The 20739-nt window shown below is 65.0% G+C and carries 9 protein-coding genes; 8 read left to right on the plus strand and 1 reads right to left on the minus strand.

All coding sequences use genetic code 11. From position 1 onward, the window contains the following. Window positions 1-7: 7 nt before the first annotated feature. Complete coding sequence (locus C8K18_RS26945) at window positions 8-745, minus strand: metallophosphoesterase (RefSeq protein WP_006047624.1); 738 nt, start codon at window positions 743-745, stop codon at window positions 8-10. A gap of 369 nt (window positions 746-1114) precedes the next feature. On the opposite strand from C8K18_RS26945, the gene C8K18_RS26950 reads away from it, so the two are divergent. The 8 genes from C8K18_RS26950 to treY all read left to right on the plus strand — a co-directional run bounded on the left by C8K18_RS26950 (window position 1115) and on the right by treY (window position 20725). Continuing rightward, window positions 1115-1777, plus strand: a complete 663-nt coding sequence (locus C8K18_RS26950; protein ID WP_107710463.1) for a DUF1345 domain-containing protein — start codon at window positions 1115-1117, stop codon at window positions 1775-1777. A 442-nt stretch (window positions 1778-2219) separates the two neighbouring features. Continuing rightward, entirely contained in the window at window positions 2220-5684 is a 3465-nt protein-coding gene (locus tag C8K18_RS26955) for a maltotransferase domain-containing protein (protein WP_107710462.1), read from the plus strand. After that, a complete protein-coding gene (gene treS / locus C8K18_RS26960; protein ID WP_107710461.1) occupies window positions 5681-9142 on the plus strand; it encodes a maltose alpha-D-glucosyltransferase in 3462 nt (1153 codons plus the stop codon). The genes C8K18_RS26955 and treS overlap by 4 nt, the downstream gene beginning before the upstream one ends. Then, entirely contained in the window at window positions 9135-11345 is a 2211-nt protein-coding gene (gene glgB, locus C8K18_RS26965; protein ID WP_107710460.1) for a 1,4-alpha-glucan branching protein GlgB, read from the plus strand. Before treS ends, glgB begins: the two co-directional genes overlap by 8 nt. Before the next feature lie 150 nt (window positions 11346-11495). After that, window positions 11496-13703 carry a glycogen debranching protein GlgX gene (gene glgX / locus C8K18_RS26970; RefSeq protein WP_006047618.1) on the plus strand — a complete coding sequence of 736 codons (2208 nt, stop codon included), beginning with the start codon at window positions 11496-11498 and terminating at the stop codon, window positions 13701-13703. A 34-nt stretch (window positions 13704-13737) separates the two neighbouring features. After that, window positions 13738-15666: a malto-oligosyltrehalose trehalohydrolase gene (gene treZ, locus C8K18_RS26975; RefSeq protein ID WP_107710459.1), complete on the plus strand. Its 1929-nt coding sequence runs from the start codon at window positions 13738-13740 to the stop codon at window positions 15664-15666. Further along, window positions 15663-17873, plus strand: coding sequence for a 4-alpha-glucanotransferase (gene malQ / locus C8K18_RS26980; protein WP_006047616.1), 2211 nt, complete (start codon window positions 15663-15665; stop codon window positions 17871-17873). Before treZ ends, malQ begins: the two co-directional genes overlap by 4 nt. Continuing rightward, on the plus strand, window positions 17870-20725 hold the full coding sequence (treY, locus tag C8K18_RS26985) for a malto-oligosyltrehalose synthase (RefSeq protein WP_107710458.1): 2856 nt from the start codon (window positions 17870-17872) through the stop codon (window positions 20723-20725). Before malQ ends, treY begins: the two co-directional genes overlap by 4 nt. Window positions 20726-20739 lie beyond the last annotated feature (14 nt).

Here is a 20739-nt window from a genome sequence, read left to right on the forward strand (position 1 = left end):
CGCGCGATCAGGGCAGCGCCAACGCCGCCGCGCCTTCCGCGCGCGCTTCTTCGACGGAAATGGACCAGCGCCGCAGCGCCCTCGGCTCGACCAAAGTCAGCCTGCCGCCAGGCCCGAACGCGCCCGTATCGACGAACACCTGCGAGCCGATCTGCTTGATGTCGCGCATCGGCGTATGGCCGCAGTAAGTGAGCGACAAACCGCGTTGCCGTTGCGGATCGCCGTTGCCCATCGCGAGTTCGCGTCCCCACAGCATTTGCTGGCGCGTGTCGGAGGAGAAATTGCCGGCGTCGAGTTCGGCGTCGGTGCCGAAAAATTCGGCGTGCAGAACATTGAAGCGCTCCGGCCCGCTGCCCACCACGCGCGCGAGCGGCAGTGTGCGCAGCCGCTCCGCATAGCGGCGCAAACTTTCGTCGGGCAGGTTGGCGGCCCACGCGCCGCCTATGCCGTACCACCACTGACGCCGCAAGCGGCCATCGGCGACGGCGCACAGCGCGTCTTCGTGATTGCCGAGCACGGCGAAGAACCACGGCTTGTCGAGCAGCGCGAGCGCCTGCTCCGAATGCTCGCCGCGATCCACGAGATCGCCGACTGAAAACAGCCGGTCGCACGCCGGGTCGAACGAAACCAGGCGCAGCAGATAGCGCAATGCATCGACACAACCGTGCAAGTCGCCGACGACGAAGTCGCGGCCGCTCCGGTTGGCCGGGTGGTGCTGAACAGAGATGTCGAGTACGGAAGCCATAAGCCCATGATAATGCGCAATGTCCGACGCGTATGCGCGCTGCCTCTCGTAGCGCGGCAATCGAAAGCGCAAAGTTGACACAAAATCACGCGAAAACGACAGATTCCGGGCAGATTTTTCCGGCAAATCGCTGACTTGAGGGCGCGTCCTTGCTGGCTTCGCAAACTGCCAACTGGCTGTGCTCATTGGCCGATAAACGCAGATTCGACGCCCATGCGCGGCTAAAGTTGCGAGAAGCGCCACGCGTAGGCTCGGCCTGCAATGCGCTTTCGATTGAAAGCGGCCCGCAAGGCCGTTACGGAACACTACGGGCGCATCAACAGACTCCGCGCCACTTCAGCGCCACTTCAGCGCCTCGCTCGCCATTCCATGTTCACAAAATATTATCCGCAAACGCTTCGCAACCGCCCACGCATGCTGATCGCCCTCGCGTTCGGCGTCGCGGCTGCCGTGCTGATCCCCGCGCACATACGCCCGATGGCGCGCGTACTCGTCGGCTGGGACACGACCGTGTGGAGTTACCTCGTGCTGATCTGGGCGCACATGGTCCGCGCCGACGAAGGCAACGTGCGCGATTCCGCGCGCCGCGACGATGAGAACGCAGGCGTCGTGCTGTTCGTGATCTGCGCCGCCACCGTCGCCAGCATTGCCGCGATCGTGCTCGAGCTTGCGTCGGCGAAAGGCACGGCGGGCGCGTCGACGGTATGGCACTACACGCTGACCGGACTCACGATGATCGGCGCGTGGTTCATGATTCCCACCATCTTCACGCTGCACTATGCGCGGCTCTATTACGACACCGACGTGCCCGAAACGCCGCTGCAGTTTCCCGACCGCTCGCTCACGCCCGACTATTGGGACTTCCTGTACTTCTCGTTCACGATCGCGGTCGCTTCGCAGACGTCGGACGTGGTGCTGCGCTCGCGCACCATTCGCCGCGCGGCGCTCGCGCAATCCATCCTGTCGTTCTATTTCAACGTTGCCGTGCTCGGCTTGTGCGTAAACATCGCAGCGGGCTTGCTCGGCTCGTGACCTGCTCCGCTGGGCGCGCGCATCGCCGCCCGGCGACCTCTCCTTTCCCGCTCCGCTAAATCGCGCGCAAGGCGAGTCGCGTGTAAAACGCGGACGATTGCAGCGCCTTTTACACGCGCCCGCCCTCTGCGGCAGCGTCGGGCCGCAAGCCCCGGAGCAAGCCTCCCCATAAGGGCACCCGCACCCCTTCATCGCGCGCCGGCCGAGTTCACTGGCACAGGCCTTGCTGACTTCCGCAGACGTTCTGGCCGGCTCGCGTCGCGACGCCTGGCGGCGAGGCACCCGTAACTGGCCAGCGGCGTGACGATCTTTGCACTACATTGACCAAGTACGCGCCGACAGTTCACGAATCGCGCGGCCGCCGGCTCTGGAAGCCCAATGAGCGCTGTGATCGCATGCCAACTGCATCCACACCGCAGCAGGACAAATCTGGAAACGACCGATGGAACCTCCAAAAGGGTACGCGCCGCGGATCTATTTTTTTCATTCACTTCTTGTTGGGCCGCTTGACGCGTGGCCGGCGCAGTTCGCCCACGCGGCCGCGCTCGGCTTCGATCATGCGCTGGTCGGCAGTCTGTTCGAGCCGGGCCGGGCGAGTCATGGCCAGGTGGTCGGCAATCATGCGCGCCTGCATCCGGTGTTCGAAGCCGGGCAGTCCGCCACGGACGCTATCCGCACGCTCGCGGACGCCGCGCACCAGCATGGCCTGACATTGCTGGTGGATCTCGTGATCGACCGCGTGGCCGCCGACGGCGCGCTTTACGCCGAGCATCACGACTGGTTCCATCCACTCGAGACCGAAGAGGCGCGCCTCGATCCGCGCCACGTGCATCGCGAGGACAACGTCGCGTACGCCAACTTCAGCGATGCCGGCACGCGCGCCGCGCTCGTCTCATGGTGGACGCAGCAGTTGCTCGCGCTCGCCGATGCGGGTATCGGCGGCTTTCGCTTCGACTCGCCGCATCGCGTGCCCGCCGACGTGTGGCGGCAGTTGCGCGATGCGGTGCGCGCCGCGCATCCCGACGTGCGCTTTCTCGCCGCGACGCCCGGCCTCGCGCGCAGCGATCTTCCGGCGCTCGAAGGCGCCGGCTTCGACAGCGTGTTCTCGTCGCTGCGCTGGTGGGACTATCGCGAAAGCTGGATGGCCGACGAGTACGCGGCGCTCGCGCGCATCGGCGGACCCATTGCTTTTCCGGAAGCGCCTTACGGTACGCGGCTCGCCGCCGAACTGAGCGATCCGCACGATTCGGGCATCGTCGAGCGGGCTTATCGGCGCGCGCTCTTCACGTCCGCGTCAATCGGCGCTGGCTGGATGATGCCGATGGGCTTCGAATACGGCGTAAGCGAACCGATGTCGCAAACGCGCGGCGACGCGTCGCAGTTCGCGCTCGCTTGCCAATCCAAACGATTCGACCTCTCGCAACAGATCTCGCGCGCGAACGAACTCGCACGCACGGCCGGCGCGCTGCACGCGAACGGCGAGTTGCGTCCGTTGAGCGGACCGGGCGCGCCCGCCGCCGTGCTGCTGCGCGCGGATCGGCCCGACGTGCGCGATGCCGGGGAAGCGGTCCTGATCGCGATCAATCCCGAACTCGGTGCGCCGGTTCGTGTCGACCCGGCGCGCTTTCTCGCGGGCGTACCCGGCAATTTCACGCGCTTCATTCCGCTCGATGCGCCGGGCCACGCGTCGCCCACGACATTGACGCCGTTCACGCTCGCGCCCGGCGCCGTGCGGCTCTTTCAGGCCGTGACGGAAAAACCGATCTGTCTCGCGCCGCCCATCGACAAGGCGAACAGCAAGCGCAGCGGCCGCAAGACCGTGCTCGAAGCACTCAACGCGCCGCGCGTGGCGATCGAAAGCGTGATGCCTTCCGTCGACAACGGCCGCTTTCCCGCGAAGCGCAGCGTCGGCGAGCGGGCCGAAATCAGCGCCGCGATTTTCGCCGAAGGCCACGACAAGATCGCCGCCGCCGTGCTGTGGCGCGCCGCCGACGAAAACACATGGCACGAAGTGCTGATGACTCCCGCGCAACCCGCGGGCCTCGACATCTGGAAGGCGCGCATTCCACTCGAACGCATGGGCCGTCATGAATTCACGGTGATTGCGTGGCGCGACGACTTCGCTTCGCTCGTCGAACATGTCGAGAAGAAATTGAAGGCGGGGCAAACGGTCGAAACCGAACTCGACGAAGCCGCGCATCTGTTCGCGCTCGTGCTCGCCGAAGTGGAAACGGCCGAAGGCGCGGACAGGCAACCGCTGGAACACATCGTCAAAGACTTCACGAAGGCCGACGACGAGACGAAGCTCAGGCTGCTGCTCGATCCGGCCACCGCGAAGGCAATGACCGCCGCGCGGCATCGCCCGTTCCTGAGCCGCGATCCGGTGACTTACAAGATCGACGCCGAACGCACGGCCGCGCGCTTTGCAAGCTGGTACGAGATCTTCCCTCGTTCGATGAGCGACGACGAAGCGCGCCACGGCACCTTCGCCGATGTCACGAGGAAGCTGCCGCGCATTCGCGACATGGGCTTTGACGTTTTGTACTTTCCGCCGATTCATCCAATCGGCGTGACCAATCGCAAGGGCCGCAACAACACGCTGAACGCGCAGCCGGGCGACGTGGGCAGTCCGTATGCAATCGGCGCCGCGGAAGGCGGCCATACCGCCGTGCATCCGCAGCTCGGCACGCTCGACGACTTCAAGGCGATGCTCGCGGCCGCGCACGCGCACGGACTCGAAATCGCGCTGGATTTCGCGATTCAGTGCTCGCCGGATCATCCGTGGCTGAAGGAGCATCCGACATGGTTCGCGTGGCGTCCCGACGGCACGCTGCGTTACGCGGAAAATCCGCCGAAGAAGTATCAGGACATCGTCAATCCCGACTTCTATGCACACGACGCTAAGCCCGACTTGTGGCTCGCATTGCGCGACGTGATCCTGTTCTGGATCGAAGCGGGCGTGCATATTTTCCGCGTGGACAATCCGCACACGAAGCCGTTGCCGTTCTGGGAGTGGATGATCAACGACGTGCGTTCGCGCTATCCCGACACGATCTTCCTCGCCGAGGCATTCACGCGGCCGCGCATGATGAACCGGCTCGGCAAGATCGGCTTCTCGCAGTCGTACACGTACTTCACGTGGCGCGAGTCGAAGCGCGATTTCATCGAGTATCTGACGGAGCTCACGCAAACCGGCGCGCGCGATTTCTATCGGCCGAACTTCTTTGTGAATACGCCGGACATCAACCCGCGTCATCTGCAATCGCAGGGACGCACCGGCTTTCTGATTCGCGCGGCGCTCGCGTCGACGCTCGCCGGATTGTGGGGCGTGTATAGCGGCTTCGAACTGTGCGAGGCCGCGGCGTTGCCGAACAGCGAGGAATATCTCGACTCCGAGAAGTACCAGTTGCGCGCGTGGGACTGGAACCGGCCCGGCAACATCATGGCCGAGATCACCACGCTGAACCGGATTCGCCGCGCGAATCCCGCGCTGCAAACGCATCTCGGTCTCACGTTCCTGCCCGCGCACAACGACAACATTCTGTTCTTCGAAAAGGCGACCGAAGCGCGCGATAACGTGATCCTGGTCGCGATCAATCTCGACCCGTTCAACGAACAGGGCGCGGACATCGAGCTGTCGTGGGACACCTTCCAGAAATGGAATCTGCATGACCACGGCCCGCTTGAAGTGACCGATCAGATGACGGGCGCCCGTTTCGAATGGCATGGCCGCTGGCAGCATGTGCGGCTCGGCACGGGTCAGCCTTTTTCGATCTGGCGCATCGCGCCGCTCGGCGGCCTGCCCGCCGAACGTCCCGATGAAGCCGACAGCGATTCGAGCAGTGCCCCGCCTGGCGCCTTTCACGCAGACGCCGGCAACCCTACCCCGACGGAAGGTGCGATATGAAGCGTGACGATCCCTCTCAGGCCGCGTCGCAAGCACATGCGAGCGCGGCGACTGCCAGCGCAACCAACGCGCGCACGCGTCGCCGCGGCAAGCCGGCGGCGCTCAGCGACGATCCGCTCTGGTACAAGGACGCGATCATTTATCAGGTGCACATCAAGTCGTTCTTCGATGCGAATAACGACGGCGTCGGCGACTTTCCCGGCCTGATCGCGAAGCTCGACTACATCGCCGAACTCGGTGTGAATGCGATCTGGCTGCTGCCGTTCTATCCGTCGCCGCGCCGCGACGACGGCTACGACATCGCCGATTACCGCAACGTGCATCCGGATTACGGCCAGCTCTCCGACGTCAAGCGCTTCATTCAGGAAGCGCACGCGCGCGGCATCCGCGTGATTACCGAACTGGTAATTAACCACACGTCGGACCAACACCCGTGGTTTCAGCGCGCGCGCCGCGCGAAGCCAGGCTCGAATCATCGCAACTTCTATGTGTGGTCCGATACCGATCAGAAGTACCAGGAAACGCGCATTATCTTTATCGACTCCGAGCCTTCGAACTGGACACACGATCCGGTCGCGGGCGCGTACTACTGGCATCGCTTTTACTCGCATCAGCCCGATCTGAACTTCGACAATCCCGCGGTGCTGCGCGAGGTGTTGCAGATCATGCGCTTCTGGCTCGATATGGGCATCGACGGGCTGCGTCTGGACGCGGTGCCGTATCTCGTCGAACGCGAAGGCACGAACAACGAGAACCTGCCCGAAACGCACGAAGTGCTGAAGAAGATTCGCGCGACCATCGACGCCGAGTATCCGAACCGCATGTTGCTTGCCGAAGCCAACCAGTGGCCGGAAGACGTGAAGGAATATTTCGGCGACGAAGACGAATGCCACATGGCCTTCCACTTCCCGCTGATGCCGCGCATCTACATGTCGATTGCGAGCGAGGACCGCTTCCCGATCACCGACATCATGCGGCAAACGCCGGACCTCGCGCCGTCGAATCAATGGGCGATTTTCCTGCGCAATCACGACGAGCTCACGCTCGAAATGGTCACGGATTCCGAGCGCGACTACTTGTGGAACACCTACGCAAGCGATCGCCGCGCGCGCCTGAATCTCGGCATTCGCCGCCGTCTCGCGCCGCTGATGGAGCGCGACCGCCGCCGCATCGAGCTGATCAATTCGCTGCTGCTGTCGATGCCTGGCACGCCCGTGATCTATTACGGCGACGAGCTCGGCATGGGCGACAACATTCACCTCGGCGATCGCGACGGCGTGCGCACGCCGATGCAATGGTCGTCGGATCGCAACGGCGGTTTCTCGCGCGCCGATCCCGAGCAACTCGTGCTGCCGCCGGTGATGGGCTCGCTCTACGGCTTTGACGCGGTGAACGTCGAAGCGCAAAGCCGCGATCCGCATTCGCTGCTCAACTGGACGCGGCGCATGCTCGCCACGCGTCGCGCGAAACAGACGTTCGGGCGCGGCACGATCCGTTTCCTGAAGCCGGAGAACCGCAAGATTCTCGCGTATCTGCGCGAATTGCCCGGCGAGCCGCCGATTCTTTGCGTCGCGAATCTGTCGCGTGCGCCGCAAGCGGTGGAACTCGATCTGTCGGAATTCAACGGCGCGGTGCCGATTGAAATGACCGCCGATTCCGTGTTCCCCGCGATCGGTCAATTGACTTATCTGCTGACCTTCCCGCCGTATGGCTTCCTGTGGTTCCTGCTGTGTGAAGGCGGTCAGCGTCCGACGTGGGCGCAGGCGCATCCCGAGCCATTGCCGGAATTCGTGACCATCGTGATCCGCGAAGGCCAGGCCGGCCCGACGCCTGAAAACGTGCGGCTGCTCGAATCGGAAGTGCTGCCTTCGTGGTTGAGCCGGCGCCGCTGGTTTGCATCGAAGGATCAAAAGATGCATGCGGTGCGGCTCGCCGCGTTGACCACGATCCCGAACGGCGGCTTCGCGTTCACCGAAATCGAAGCGGACGTCGGCAAGCACACGGAACGCTACGTGGTGCCGATCGCGATCACGTGGGGCGGCGAGACGACGACACCGCTCTTTCTGCAGCTTGCGTTGGCGCGCGTGCGGCGCGGCCGCAACGTCGGGCATCTCACCGACGCGTTCGCGCTGCCGATCTTCGCGCACGGCGTGCTGCGCAAATTGCGCGAACGCGCGGTCGTGCCGACCGTGCAAAAGAGCGAGATCAGGTTCATTCCAACCGACCGTTTCGCGGAACTCGACAATCTCGGCGAACGCCCCGAAATCCGCTGGCTGGCTGCCGAGCAAAGCAACAGCTCGCTGATCATTGCCGATGCCGCGGTGCTCAAGCTCGTGCGGCGTCTCGTGAGCGGCATTCATCCGGAAGCGGAAATCAGCCGCTATCTGACGCAGCTCGGCTATGCGAACACGGCGCCGCTCTTTGGCGAAGTGGTGCGCGTCGACCCCGAGGGCGTGCCGCATACGCTCGCGATCGTGCAAGGCTTCGTCGACAACCAGGGCGATGCGTGGAACTGGTCGCTCGATTATCTGCGCCGCTCCGTCGACGAACTCGCGATCACGATCGATACGGAAGCGTCGTCGGCACCCGATCGCGGCAACGAGGCGATTCTGCTCGAAGGCTACGCGGCGTTGGCCGGCATCATCGGCAGACGGCTTGGCGAGTTGCACGTCGCGCTCGCTTCGCCGACCGACGACCCCGCGTTCGCCCCCGAACCGACGAGCGCCGAGCAGGTCAAGGCGTGGGTCGACGGCACGCAGTCGATGCTCGCGAGCGCGCTCGATCTGCTCGCGCCGCGCATCGACCAGTTGCTCGATGCGGACACGAAGGCGCTCGCGCAAAGTCTGATCGACCGGCGCGCGGCGCTCGTCGAAGCTGTCGACAAGCTCATCGCGCCGGACACGCAGGCGCTGCGCATTCGCATTCACGGCGACTTCCATCTGGGCCAGGTGCTGGTCGCGCAGGGCGACGCGTATCTGATCGACTTCGAAGGCGAGCCCGCGCGTTCGCTCGAAGAGCGTCGGCAGAAGTCGAGCCCGCTGCGCGATGTCGCCGGCCTGATGCGTTCGCTGTCGTATGCGAGCGCCGCGGCGCAGTCCACGACGGAAGCCGCGCCGCAACAGACCGCGGACCGCAAGCGCGCGCTGTTCGACCGTTTCCGCGCGGAAGCCACCAACGTCTTCCTGAAGGAATACCGCGCGGCCACCGCCGAAGCGCCGACGCCGCTCGTCGCGCCCGAGGCGGAGCAGGCGCTGCTCGATCTGTTCCTGATCGAGAAGGCCGCGTATGAAATCCGCTACGAAGCGGCCAACCGTCCGACGTGGCTCAGCTTGCCGGTGCGAGGCCTTGCGGCGCTCGCGAGCCGGCTGCTCGGCGACACCGGCGCGCCGCACGATTCCTCAACCCAGGCGCCAGACGCCGCCACACCGCCTCATCCGGCCGAGGGCGATCATGAGTGAACACGATCCGGCCGCAGGCCTCCAGCCGCTCGACATCGACGCGCTCGTCGAGGCGCGCCATCCCGATCCTTTCTCGCAACTCGGGCCGCATCACACCGACGGCGGTCCCGTGGTGCGCGCGCTGTTGCCGAATGCCGCGCACGTCAGCGTGATTTCGCGCGCCGACGGCGCGCTGCTCGGCGAGCTTCCGCAGTTGCGTCCTGGCCTGTTCGCGGGCCGCGTGAGTTCGGCGGCGCCGTATCGCTTGCGCATCGACTGGCATGGCGTCGTGCAGGAAATCGAGGATACCTACTCTTACGGCCCCGTTCTCGGCGATGAACCGCTCGGCCGTCTCGCGGGCGGCGATCCGTATGCGGTGCTCGAATGCCTCGGCTCGCGTCCGATGGAAATCGACGGCGTGCCCGGCGTGCGCTTCGCCGTGTGGGCGCCGAATGCGCGGCGCGTCTCCGTGGTCGGCGACTTCAATGCGTGGGACGGCCGTCGTCATCCGATGCGTCTGCGTCATCAGGCGGGCGTGTGGGAACTGTTCGTGCCGCGCGTCGGGCCGGGCACGCGCTACAAATACGAGTTGCTCTCGCGCGATGGTCATCCGCTGCCGTTGAAGGCCGACCCTTGCGCGATGCAAAGCGAGAAGCCGCCAGGCACGGCGTCGGTGGTCGCGCATGTCGACGAGATCGAGCAGTTTCCGTGGACCGATCACGAGTGGATTCAGTCGCGCGGCGCGAAGCAGACGCCGCGTTCGCCGATCTCGATCTACGAGGTGCATGCGGAGTCGTGGCTGCGCGTCGCCGAAGAAGGTCAGCGCGGTCTCAATTGGGAAGAGCTCGCCGAGCGCCTGATTCCGTATGTGAAGACGATGGGCTTCACGCACGTCGAATTTCTGCCGGTCGCGGAGCATCCGTTCGGCGGATCGTGGGGCTATCAGCCGCTCGGACAGTTCGCGCCGTCCGCGCGCTTCGGCAAGCCGGAGCAGTTCGCCGCGTTCGTCAACAAGGCACACGAAGCCGGGCTCGGCGTGATTCTCGACTGGGTGCCCGCGCACTTTCCAAACGACGCGCACGGTCTGATCGAGTTCGACGGCACGCCGCTTTACGAGCATGCCGATCCGCGCGAAGGCTACCACCAGGACTGGAACACGATGATCTACAACCTCGGCCGCAACGAGGTGAGCGCGTTCCTCGTCGCCTCCGGTCTCGCGTGGCTGAAGCGCTATCACGTCGACGGCCTGCGCGTGGATGCGGTCGCGTCGATGCTGTACCGCGATTACTCGCGCGCCGCCGGCGAGTGGGTGCCGAACATCTATGGCGGACGCGAGAATCTCGAGTCGATCGCGTTCCTCAAGCGTTTGAATCATGAAGTCGGTTATGTGCCCGGCGTGCCTGGCGCGATCACCATCGCCGAGGAATCGACGGCATGGCCGGGCGTGACGGCGCGCGTCGAAGACGGCGGCCTCGGCTTCCATTTCAAGTGGAACATGGGCTGGATGCACGACACGCTGCACTACATGCACGAAGATCCGGTGTATCGCCAATACCATCACCACAACATGACGTTCGGCATGGTGTACGCGTATTCGGAGCGCTTCGTGCTGCCGCTTTCTCACGATGAAGTAGTGCACGGCAAAGGCTCGCTGCTCGGCAAGATGCCAGGCGATACATGGCAGAAGTTCGCCAATCTGCGCGCGTATTTCGGCTTCATGTGGACGCATCCGGGCAAGAAGCTGCTGTTCATGGGCGGCGAATTCGGGCAGATCGCCGAGTTCAATCACGATGCGTCGCCGCACTGGCATCTGCTCGACGACGCGCATCATCACGGCGTGCAGTTGCTGGTGCGCGACCTGAATCGCCTGTACCACGACGAGCCGGCGCTGCATCTGCTCGACAGCGAGCCAGGCGGCTTTGGGTGGCTGATCGGCGACGACAGCGCCAACAGCGTGTTCGCGTATCGACGCACCGACGGCGCGGGCCGCGAGCTCGTCGTGGCCTGCAACATGACGCCGGTGCCGCGCGTCGGCTATCGCATCGGCCTGCCGCGCGAAGGGCGCTGGTCGGAAGTGTTGAACACGGATGCGGGCGTGTACGGCGGCTCGAACATGGGCAACGGCGGCGTGATTCACACCGAGGCGATCTCGAGCCACGGCTGGCCGCATTCGGCTTCACTGACCTTGCCGCCGCTGGCGACGATCGTGCTGCGCGCCGATTGAGCGGCACTGACCGCGGAATCCGGCAGCGCCGCCCGATTCCGCCCGAGTCCGCAGAAGGCGAGCGCGCGGCCTGTGCGATGACAGGCCGCGCGCTCGTCGCATGAAGCACCGCGCTCGCGCTCCATCGAATCAGAACAAGGAAGGGGAACCATGTCGCATGCAATGCCCGACCGGCTTCTGCCCGGCTCGCCGTATCCGCTCGGCGCGAGTTGGGACGGTCTAGGTGTCAACTTCGCGGTGTTCTCGGCGAACGCGCAGAAAATCGAACTGTGTCTGTTCGATCCCACGGGCCGCAAGGAAATCCGACGCTACCCGATGCCCGAATGCACCGATGAGGTCTGGCACGGCTATCTGCCGAACGCGCATCCGGGCACCGCTTACGGCTTTCGCGCGCATGGGCCGTATCAGCCTCAGCACGGGCATCGCTTCAATCCGCACAAGCTGCTGCTCGATCCGTACGCGCGCAAACTGGTCGGACAGTTCCGCTGGTCGGACGCGCTGTTCGGCTATCGCGTGCATTCGAATCGCGCGGATCTTTCCATCGACCGGCGCGACTCCGCGCCTGCCATGCCGAAATGCGTGGTGATCGACGAAGCGTTCGACTGGTCGCACGACAAGCGCCCGAATGTGCCCTGGGGCGAAACCGTCATCTATGAAACGCATGTGCGCGGCGCGTCGATGCTGCGCGCCGATCTGCGTCAGCATGAGCGCGGTACGTTTGCCGCGCTGTCGTCGCCGGAATTTATCGAGCATCTGCTGAAACTCGGCGTGACTGCCGTCGAACTGCTGCCCGTTCATGCGTTTCTGAACGACCGCTTTCTCGTCGAGCGCGGCCTGCGCAACTACTGGGGCTACAACACGGCGGCGTTTTTTGCGCCCGAGCCGTCGTATCTGAGCACGCACCGGCTGGACGAAATGCGCATTGCCGTGCGCCAGTTGCACGCGGCCGGCATCGAAGTGTTTCTCGACGTGGTCTACAACCACACGTGCGAAGGCAACGAAATGGGCCCGACCGTTTCGTGGCGCGGTCTCGACAACGCGAGCTACTACCGCCTGATTCCCGGCGACGAGCGGCATCACATCAACGACACGGGCTGCGGCAACACGGTCAATCTGCTGCATCCGCGCGTGTTGCAGATGGTGATGGATTCGCTGCGTTACTGGTCGACCGCGTTCAACATCGACGGCTTCCGTTTCGATCTCGGCGTGACGCTCGGGCGCGAGCCGCACGGTTTCGATCCAGGCTCCGGTTTCTTCGACGCGTTGCGCCAGGACCCGGTCCTCTCGCAACGCAAGCTGATTTCCGAACCGTGGGACATCGGTCCAGGCGGTTATCAACTCGGCAACCATCCGCCGGGTTTCGGCGAATGGAACGACCGTTTCCGCGATACGGTGCGCCGCTTCTGGCGCGGCGACGCGGGCCTGCGCCAGGACCTGGCCGCGCGCCTGACGGGTTCCGCCGATCTCTTCAACCGCCGCTTTCGCAAGCCGTGGGCGTCGATCAATTTCGTCGCGTCGCATGACGGCTTTACGCTCGCCGACATGACCGCGTACGAGGACAAACATAACGAGGCGAATCGCGAAGACAACCGCGACGGCCATAACGAAAACTGCAGCAGCAACTGGGGCGTCGAAGGACCGACCGACGACCCCGCGATTCTCGAAACACGCAAACGCGTGGCGCGCTCGATGATGGCGACGCTGTTCGTCGCGCTCGGCACGCCGATGATGCTTGCCGGCGACGAATCGTTGCGCACGCAGAACGGCAATAACAATGCGTACTGCCAGGATAACGAAATATCGTGGATCGACTGGGAACGCGCCGATTCGCCGGACGGACGCCAGATGACCGATTTCGTCGCGCGCGTGGTGGCGCTGCGCAAGCAGCATCCGCTGTTGCGCGAAACGCGTTTTCTGTTCGGCGACCGCGAAGTGCTGCCGGGTCTTTTCGACATCGGCTGGTTCGACGAAAACGGCGAGCCGCTGACGATCGAAGCATGGGAAGACCCGGAAGGCCGCGCGTTCACCTTGCGGCGCGCGGGCCCAGGTCTGAACGGCGAAACCGAAGTATTGTTGATGATGCTCAACGCGAGCGCGGAAACTCTGCGTTTTACACCGCCTCCGCCGCACCTGGAATGGCACGTGCTGTTAGACACTGCGGATACGCAAGGCGCCCCGCACCGGCTCGCCGCAATGGATCTGGAAGTGGCCGCTCGCGGGCTCGTGATACTCGCCGCGCACCCGGTCGGCGAAGCCGACTGGCAAGCGGGCTGGAAAGCCGGCGCGCAGCACGGGCAGCGGCTATTGACGGCGTTGCCGCCGCGTCCGGGCGAGCATCCGTTTGCGAACGATGCGTGAGCAATCCGACAGCAAAACCGAATGGTGAAGAGTCATGTCCGAACATCCAATCGATCCTCACGCGCATCATTACGCGCATTGCCTGCCGTTCGGCGCGCAATTGCTCGGGCCCAAGGGCGCGAATCCGCGCACGCGTTTTCGTTTCTGGGCGCCTTCGTGCAAAAGCGTGCAGGTCGAAATCGAGAACGGCGCCGCGCAAGGCGCGCATGAAATGACGCCGGCCGGCAACGGCTGGTTCGAGGCGAGCGTCGAGAGCGGCGCGGGCACGCTGTACCGCTTTCGTCTCGACGACGGCAATGCGGTGCCCGATCCGGCGTCGCGCTTTCAGCCGCAAGACGTGCATGGTCCGAGCGAAGTCATCGACCCGCGCGCCTATCGCTGGGAACATTGCGACTGGCATGGCAGGCCGTGGGAAGAAACCGTGTTGTACGAACTGCACGTCGGTGCGATGGGCGGCTATGAGGGCGTGCAAAAACGCTTGCCGGCGCTCGCGGCGCTCGGCGTGACGGCGATCGAACTGATGCCCTTGAACGACTTTCCGGGCAAGCACAATTGGGGCTATGACGGCGTGCTGCCCTACGCGCCCGATTCCGCATACGGCCGCCCCGAGGAACTGAAGGCGCTGATCGACGCCGCGCACGGTCTCGGCCTGATGGTGTTTCTCGACGTGGTCTACAACCATTTCGGCCCTGACGGCAACTATCTGCACGAATACGCGCGCTCGTTTTTCCGCGAAGGCACGCATACGCCGTGGGGCCCGGCCATCGACTTCGAGCGCAGTGAAGTCAGCGACTTTTTCATGGACAACGCCGTCTACTGGATCAACGAATACCGGATAGACGGCCTGCGTTTCGACGCGGTTCACGCGATCGACAATCACCGCTGGCTGCGCGAGCTGTCCGATCATATTCGCGCCCATGTGCAGCATGGCCGCCATGTGCATCTGGTGCTGGAAAACGAGCACAACAGTGCAAGCCTGCTGGAGAACCACTTCAACGCGCAATGGAACGACGACGCGCACAACACGCTGCATGTGCTGCTGACCGGTGAGACCGAAGGCTATTACCACGCGTACGAGGATCAGCCGATCCGCCGTCTTGCTCGCGTGCTCTCCGAGGGCTTCGCGTATCAGGGCGATCCGTCGCCGCTGCACGACGGCGCGCCGCGCGGCGAATCGAGCGGGCATTTGCCGCCTACGTCGTTCGTGATGTTTTTGCAGAATCACGATCAGATCGGCAATCGCGCATTCGGCGAGCGTCTGCGCAAGCTCACGTCGGATGACGCCTTGCGCGCGGCCACCGGCTTGCTGCTGCTGTCGCCGCAAATTCCGCTGCTCTTCATGGACGAGGAATACGGCTCGACGCAGCCGTTTCTGTTCTTCACCGATTACACCGGCGATCTCGCCGACGCCGTGCGCGAAGGACGTCGCCGCGAGTTCGCGCGTTTCTCGTCGTTCAGCGACGAAAAGCGTCGCGCGCAGATTCCCGATCCGAACGACGTGAAGACGTTTGCCGCATCGTCGCCGCCCGAGCCCGTGACCGCCTCGTCTTCTACTGCGCAGGATGACGAAGCAAAAGACCGCCTCGACTGGATGCACTTCTACAAATCCGCGCTGACGGTACGCGCAAAACTGATCACGCCGCGTCTGAAGCACGGCAAGGCGCTCAACGCAACGGTGCTTGTGGATGAAAACGGCACGGACGCGAATGCGCTAATAGCACGCTGGAAACTCGGCGATGGCGAGACGCTGTCGCTCGCGCTCAATCTGTCGAAGCAGAGCGTGCCGTTTAACGATGTGCCTGCCGGCAAGGTCATTTTCGAAACGCCGCCGCGCGTGCGCGAGCAGATCGACGCGAAGGTGCTGCCGGCCAACGCGTTCGTCGCGTGGCTGACCGGCGACATCAACGACTATGCGATCGGTCATGATGCGCGCATCGTCGGCAAAGAGGAGCGCCGCTCGTGAGTACCCGACGCTCTGGCGATACGATCGACACGCTCGCGGCGCGCGCCGGCTTCGAGGTGGAGTGGGAAGACGCGCATCACAAGGTGCATCGCGTGCCCGAGAAGACGCTCGCGGTTCTGCTCGAACGCATGGGCTTGCCGTGCGGCAACGCGACGCAAATCCGCCAAAGCGCGGCCGCGCTCGACGCCGAATTGTCGGGCCGCAAACTGCCGCCGCTGATGACCGCCGAAGTCGGGCGCGGCATTGCGTTGCCCGCGACCGCGCTCAAGTCGGGCAGCCATTACCGCATCGAACTGGAAAGCGGCTCCATCATCGACGGACGCTTTACCGCGCCCAAAGGCGAAGAGGCGTTGCTCGCGCCCATCGACGAACCCGGCTATCACACGCTCGTCATTCACGAACAGCGCGTGACGCTCGCGATCGCGCCGTCGCGCTGCTATACCGTCGCCGACGCATGGCGCACGTTGCGTGACGACGAGCGCGCCGAGGCGCCGCCGCTATGGGGCGTGGCCGCCCAGTTGTATGGCTTGCGCCGCGTGGGCGACGGCGGCATCGGCGATTATTCGGCGCTCGCCCGCATTGCGACGGAGAGCGCAAAACGCGGCGCGCATGCGCTCGCCGTGAGCCCGACGCACGCGATGTTCAGCGCGGAGCCGAACCGCTTCAGTCCGTATTCGCCGTCGTCGCGTTTGTGGTTGAACGTCACGCATATCGATCCGGCAGCGGTGTTCGGCGCGGATGCTGCGCGCGCCGCGATGGAATCCGCACAAGCCGCGGATGCGTGGACCGGACTCGAAGGCTTGCCGCTGATCGACTGGCCGAAGGCGGTCGTGCTGAAGCTGAAGGTGTTGCGCGCGTTGTTCGAGAATTTCTGCGCGCATGAGCGGGCCCACGACGGCACGCCCGATACGCCGCGCGCGCTCGAATTTCACGGCTTTTGCGAACGCGCGGGACGAGCGCTCGAAGATCATGCGCGCTTCGAAGCACTGCAGGCCGCGCAACTCGCGCAAGGCGGCAACGGTCATTGGCGCGACTGGCCGGAAGCATTGCGCGATCCGCGCAGCCCGGAAGTGGATGCGTTCGCGCAAGCGCATCGCCATGAAGTCGACTTTCATCTCTTTCTGCAATGGCTTGCCGCGAAAGGTCTGTCGCACGCGCAACACGCGGCGCGTGAAGCGGGCATGGCCGTCGGTGTGATCGCCGATCTCGCCGTGGGATGCGACAGCGCGGGCAGCCATGCATGGTCCTACCGCGACGACATGCTGCAAGGCGTGTCCGTCGGCGCGCCGCCCGACCTCTTCAATCAGGCGGGACAAAGCTGGGGCCTCACCACGTTCTCGCCGCGTGCGATGCGCACGCAAGGCTTCTCCGCGTTCATCGACATGCTGCGCGCCGCGTTCGCGCATGCGGGCGGAATTCGCATCGATCATATTCTCGGCTTGCGGCGTCTATGGCTCGTGCCGGAAGGCGAGAGCGCGCGCAACGGCGCGTATCTGCGCTATCCGCTCGAAGACCAGTTGCGTCTGATCGCGCTCGAATCGTGGCGGCATCGCGCGATTGTGATCGGCGAAGATCTCGGCACCGTGCCGCCCGGCTTTCGCGAGCGGCTCAACGAGCATGGCATTGCCGGCATCCGTGTGCTGTGGTTCGAACGCGGCGAAGACGGCACAGGCTTCAAGCCGCCGCAGGCGTGGGACCGCAATGCGGTCGGCACGACGACCACGCACGATCTGCCGACCGTCGCCGGCTGGTGGGCCGGCAGCGACATTAGCTGGCGCAACAAGATCGGCCAGACGATGGCGCGCCCCGATGGCCGCGATCCCGAAGAAGCCGCGCAGGAAGAGCGCGCGAGCGACCGCGCCGACCTGTGGCGCGCGTTCCAGGAAGCCGGCGTGGCCGCGCCGGATGTCGACGCGCCGCCGCTCGAGAGCCCGCCCGTCGACGAAGCCCTCGCCTTTGTCGCGGCAACGCCCGGCCCGCTCGTCACGTTTCCGCTCGAAGACCTGCTCGCGCAGAGCGAACAGCCGAACTTGCCCGGTTCGATCGACGAGCATCCGAACTGGCGCCGCCGCATGAATCTGCCCATCGACGAAATGTTTCTCGACGACGCCTTCTGCGACCGGCTGCTCGCAGTCGACCGGGCGCGCAGCGCCGCAACCGTTTCCACTCCTTCAGCCAATACCGCTTCGGAGCCTGATACGCCATGACCGTCCCACGCTCCACTGTTCGCCTCCAGTTTCATCGGGGCTTCACTTTCGACGATGCCGCGAAGCACGTCGAGTATTTCGCCGCGCTCGGCATCAGCCATGTGTACGCGTCGCCGATCACCACGGCCGAGCCCGGTTCGATGCACGGCTACGACACCGTCGATTACACGCATGTGAGCGCCGAATGCGGCGGCGAGGCGGGCCTGAAGCGCCTCGTCGAAAAATTGCACGCGCACGGCATGGGGCTGATCGTCGACATGGTGCCGAACCATATGGGCGTCGGCGGCTCGAGCAATGTGTGGTGGCTCGATATTCTCGAATGGGGCCGTCACAGCACGTACGCACGTCACTTCGATGTGGACTGGCATTCGCCCGATCCGGCGTTGCGCGGCAAGGTGCTGCTGCCGACGCTCGGCGCGCCGTATGGCGACGAACTGGCGTCGGGCCGCATCGCGCTGCATTTCGCCGCGGACAGCGGGCGCTTTTATGTCGGCTACGGACCGCACGTGTTTCCGGTGTGTCCGGTCGATTACCCGTCGATCCTGCAAAGCGCCGATCGCGCCGATCTCAGCGCGCTTGCTGAGCGCTTCCAGGGACTGACGACGCAGCCCACCGATCAGCCGCGCGCCGCCGAAGGCCGCGAGATGCTGCGCGAGTTCGTTGCGCTAAACGGCGAGTCGGCGATTCAGTTCGCGCTGCAAACCTATTCGCCCGAAGATCCGCTGACGCGCGACCGCCTGCATCGGCTGCTCGAACGCCAGCATTTCCGCCTCGCGTGGTGGCGCACCGCCGCCGACGAAGTCAACTGGCGGCGCTTCTTCGACATCTCGACGCTCGCCGCCGTGCGCGCCGAACGGCCCGAGGTCTTCGAGGCAACGCATGCGCTGGTTTTTCGTCTGTATCAGGAAGGCGTGATCGACGGTCTGCGGATCGATCACGTCGACGGCCTCGCCGAGCCGCGCGAGTACTGTCAGCGGCTGCGGCAACGTCTGACGGAATTGCGCGATACGACGCCGTATGTGGTCGTCGAAAAGATTCTGGCGCGCGGCGAACCGCTGCGCGACGACTGGCCGGTGGACGGCACGACCGGCTATGACTTCATGAACGACGTGGGCGCGCTTCTGCACGACCCGGCAGGTGCAGAGCCGCTTGCCGATGCCTGGGCCGAACTCACGGGCCGCAGCCCGAATTTCGCGGATGAAGCATTGGCCGCGCGGCGCAAGATCGTCGCGGAGAACCTGTCGGCGGAACTGGACCGCGCCGCGCGCGCGCTGCATCGCATTGCGCGCGATTCGTTGGCCACGCGCGATTACACGTTCACCAGCCTGCGCCGCGTGTTGACCGAACTGGTCGTGCATTTTCCCGTGTACCGCATCTATCCGCAAAGCGGCTTGCGCAGCGCCGCCGACAACGTGTTCTTCGAACAGGCGCTGGCGGGCGCGCGCGCGACGCTTTCGCGCGCCGATCATGGCGTGCTCGAACGTGTCGATGCGTGGCTCGGCGGCGGCGTCGACGACACGCAGAGCGCGCGCCACAGTCAGCCGCAGCAAGGCCAGAACGGCGCGCCGCCCAATCACGCCGGCTCCGCGCGGCGCACCGCGCAAACGCTGTTCTCGCAGTTGACCGCGCCGGTTGCCGCGAAGGCCGTCGAGGACACCGCCTGCTATCGCTATGGACGGCTGTTGTCGCGGTGTGAAGTTGGCGCCGATCCGGGCGAGTTTGCGTTGTCGGTTGAGCAGTTTCACGCGGGCAACGTCGAGCGCTCGCAGCGATTGCCTCACGCAATGCTGACCACCGCCACGCACGATCACAAGCGCGGTGAAGACGTGCGCGCGCGGCTCGCGGTGCTGAGCGAAATTCCGGACGAGTGGACCGCGACGTTGCGCGCATGGTCGACATTGAACGCGCCGCAGCGCCGCTCGCTCGACGGCAAGCCGGTCAGCAGCGTCGGGCAGGACACGAGCTACGACTGGGCGCCCGGTCCCGCCGCCGAGGCGATGCTGTATCAGACGCTGGTCGGTTGCTGGCCGCCCGACCTGCAGCCCGACGACCAGGCGGGCGTCAAGGCATTGGCCGAGCGCGTCGCGCAATGGCAGTTGAAGGCGCTGCGCGAGGCGAAGCTGCAAACCAACTGGTTCACGCCCGACGAAGCCTACGAAGCCGGTTGCCGCGACTTCCTGTTCGACATTCTCGCGCCGCAGCGGCGCGACGGGTTCCTCCAGGAACTGGCCGCGTTTGTCGCACGCATCTCGCGCGCCGGCGCGCTCAACAGTCTGCAGCAGACCGTCTTGCGGCTTGCATCGCCTGGGATTCCCGATCTTTATCAAGGCACCGAGTTGTGGGACTTCAGCCTCGTCGATCCGGACAATCGCAGGCCCGTCGATTTCGACGCGCGCGCCGCATTGCTCGCGCAAACGCCGCCGTCCGAATTTCTGTCGACGTGGCGCAACGGACGCGTGAAGCTCGCGGTCGTGCAGCGCGTGCTCGCGCTGCGCGCGCATTTGCCGGAGTTGCTGAGCCAGGGCACTTATCTGCCGCTGACGGTGCGCGGCGCGCATGCGTCGAATGTGATCGCGTTTGCGCGGCGGCATGGCAATGCGTGGGCGGTTGTCGTCGCGAGCCGGCTTGCGGCCGGGCTGCTCGGCGGCGAAGGCGATCTGCCGATGGTGGAGCCTGACAAGTGGCAGGACACCGCCGTCGAGATGCCCGCCGATCTGTCCGCGCGAGCGCTCTTCGACTGGCTGAGCCCGGCCGCGCCGAAGGTCGATGAGAACGGCTGGTTGTGTCTACGCGATGCGCTCGCGGCGATGCCGATTGCGGTGCTGGTTGAGGACGGCGTGCCGCGGAGTTGATGGCGGGTTTAGCG

Source organism: Paraburkholderia sp. GV068 (assembly GCF_003058125.1).
GTDB classification, from domain to species: domain Bacteria; phylum Pseudomonadota; class Gammaproteobacteria; order Burkholderiales; family Burkholderiaceae; genus Paraburkholderia; species Paraburkholderia graminis.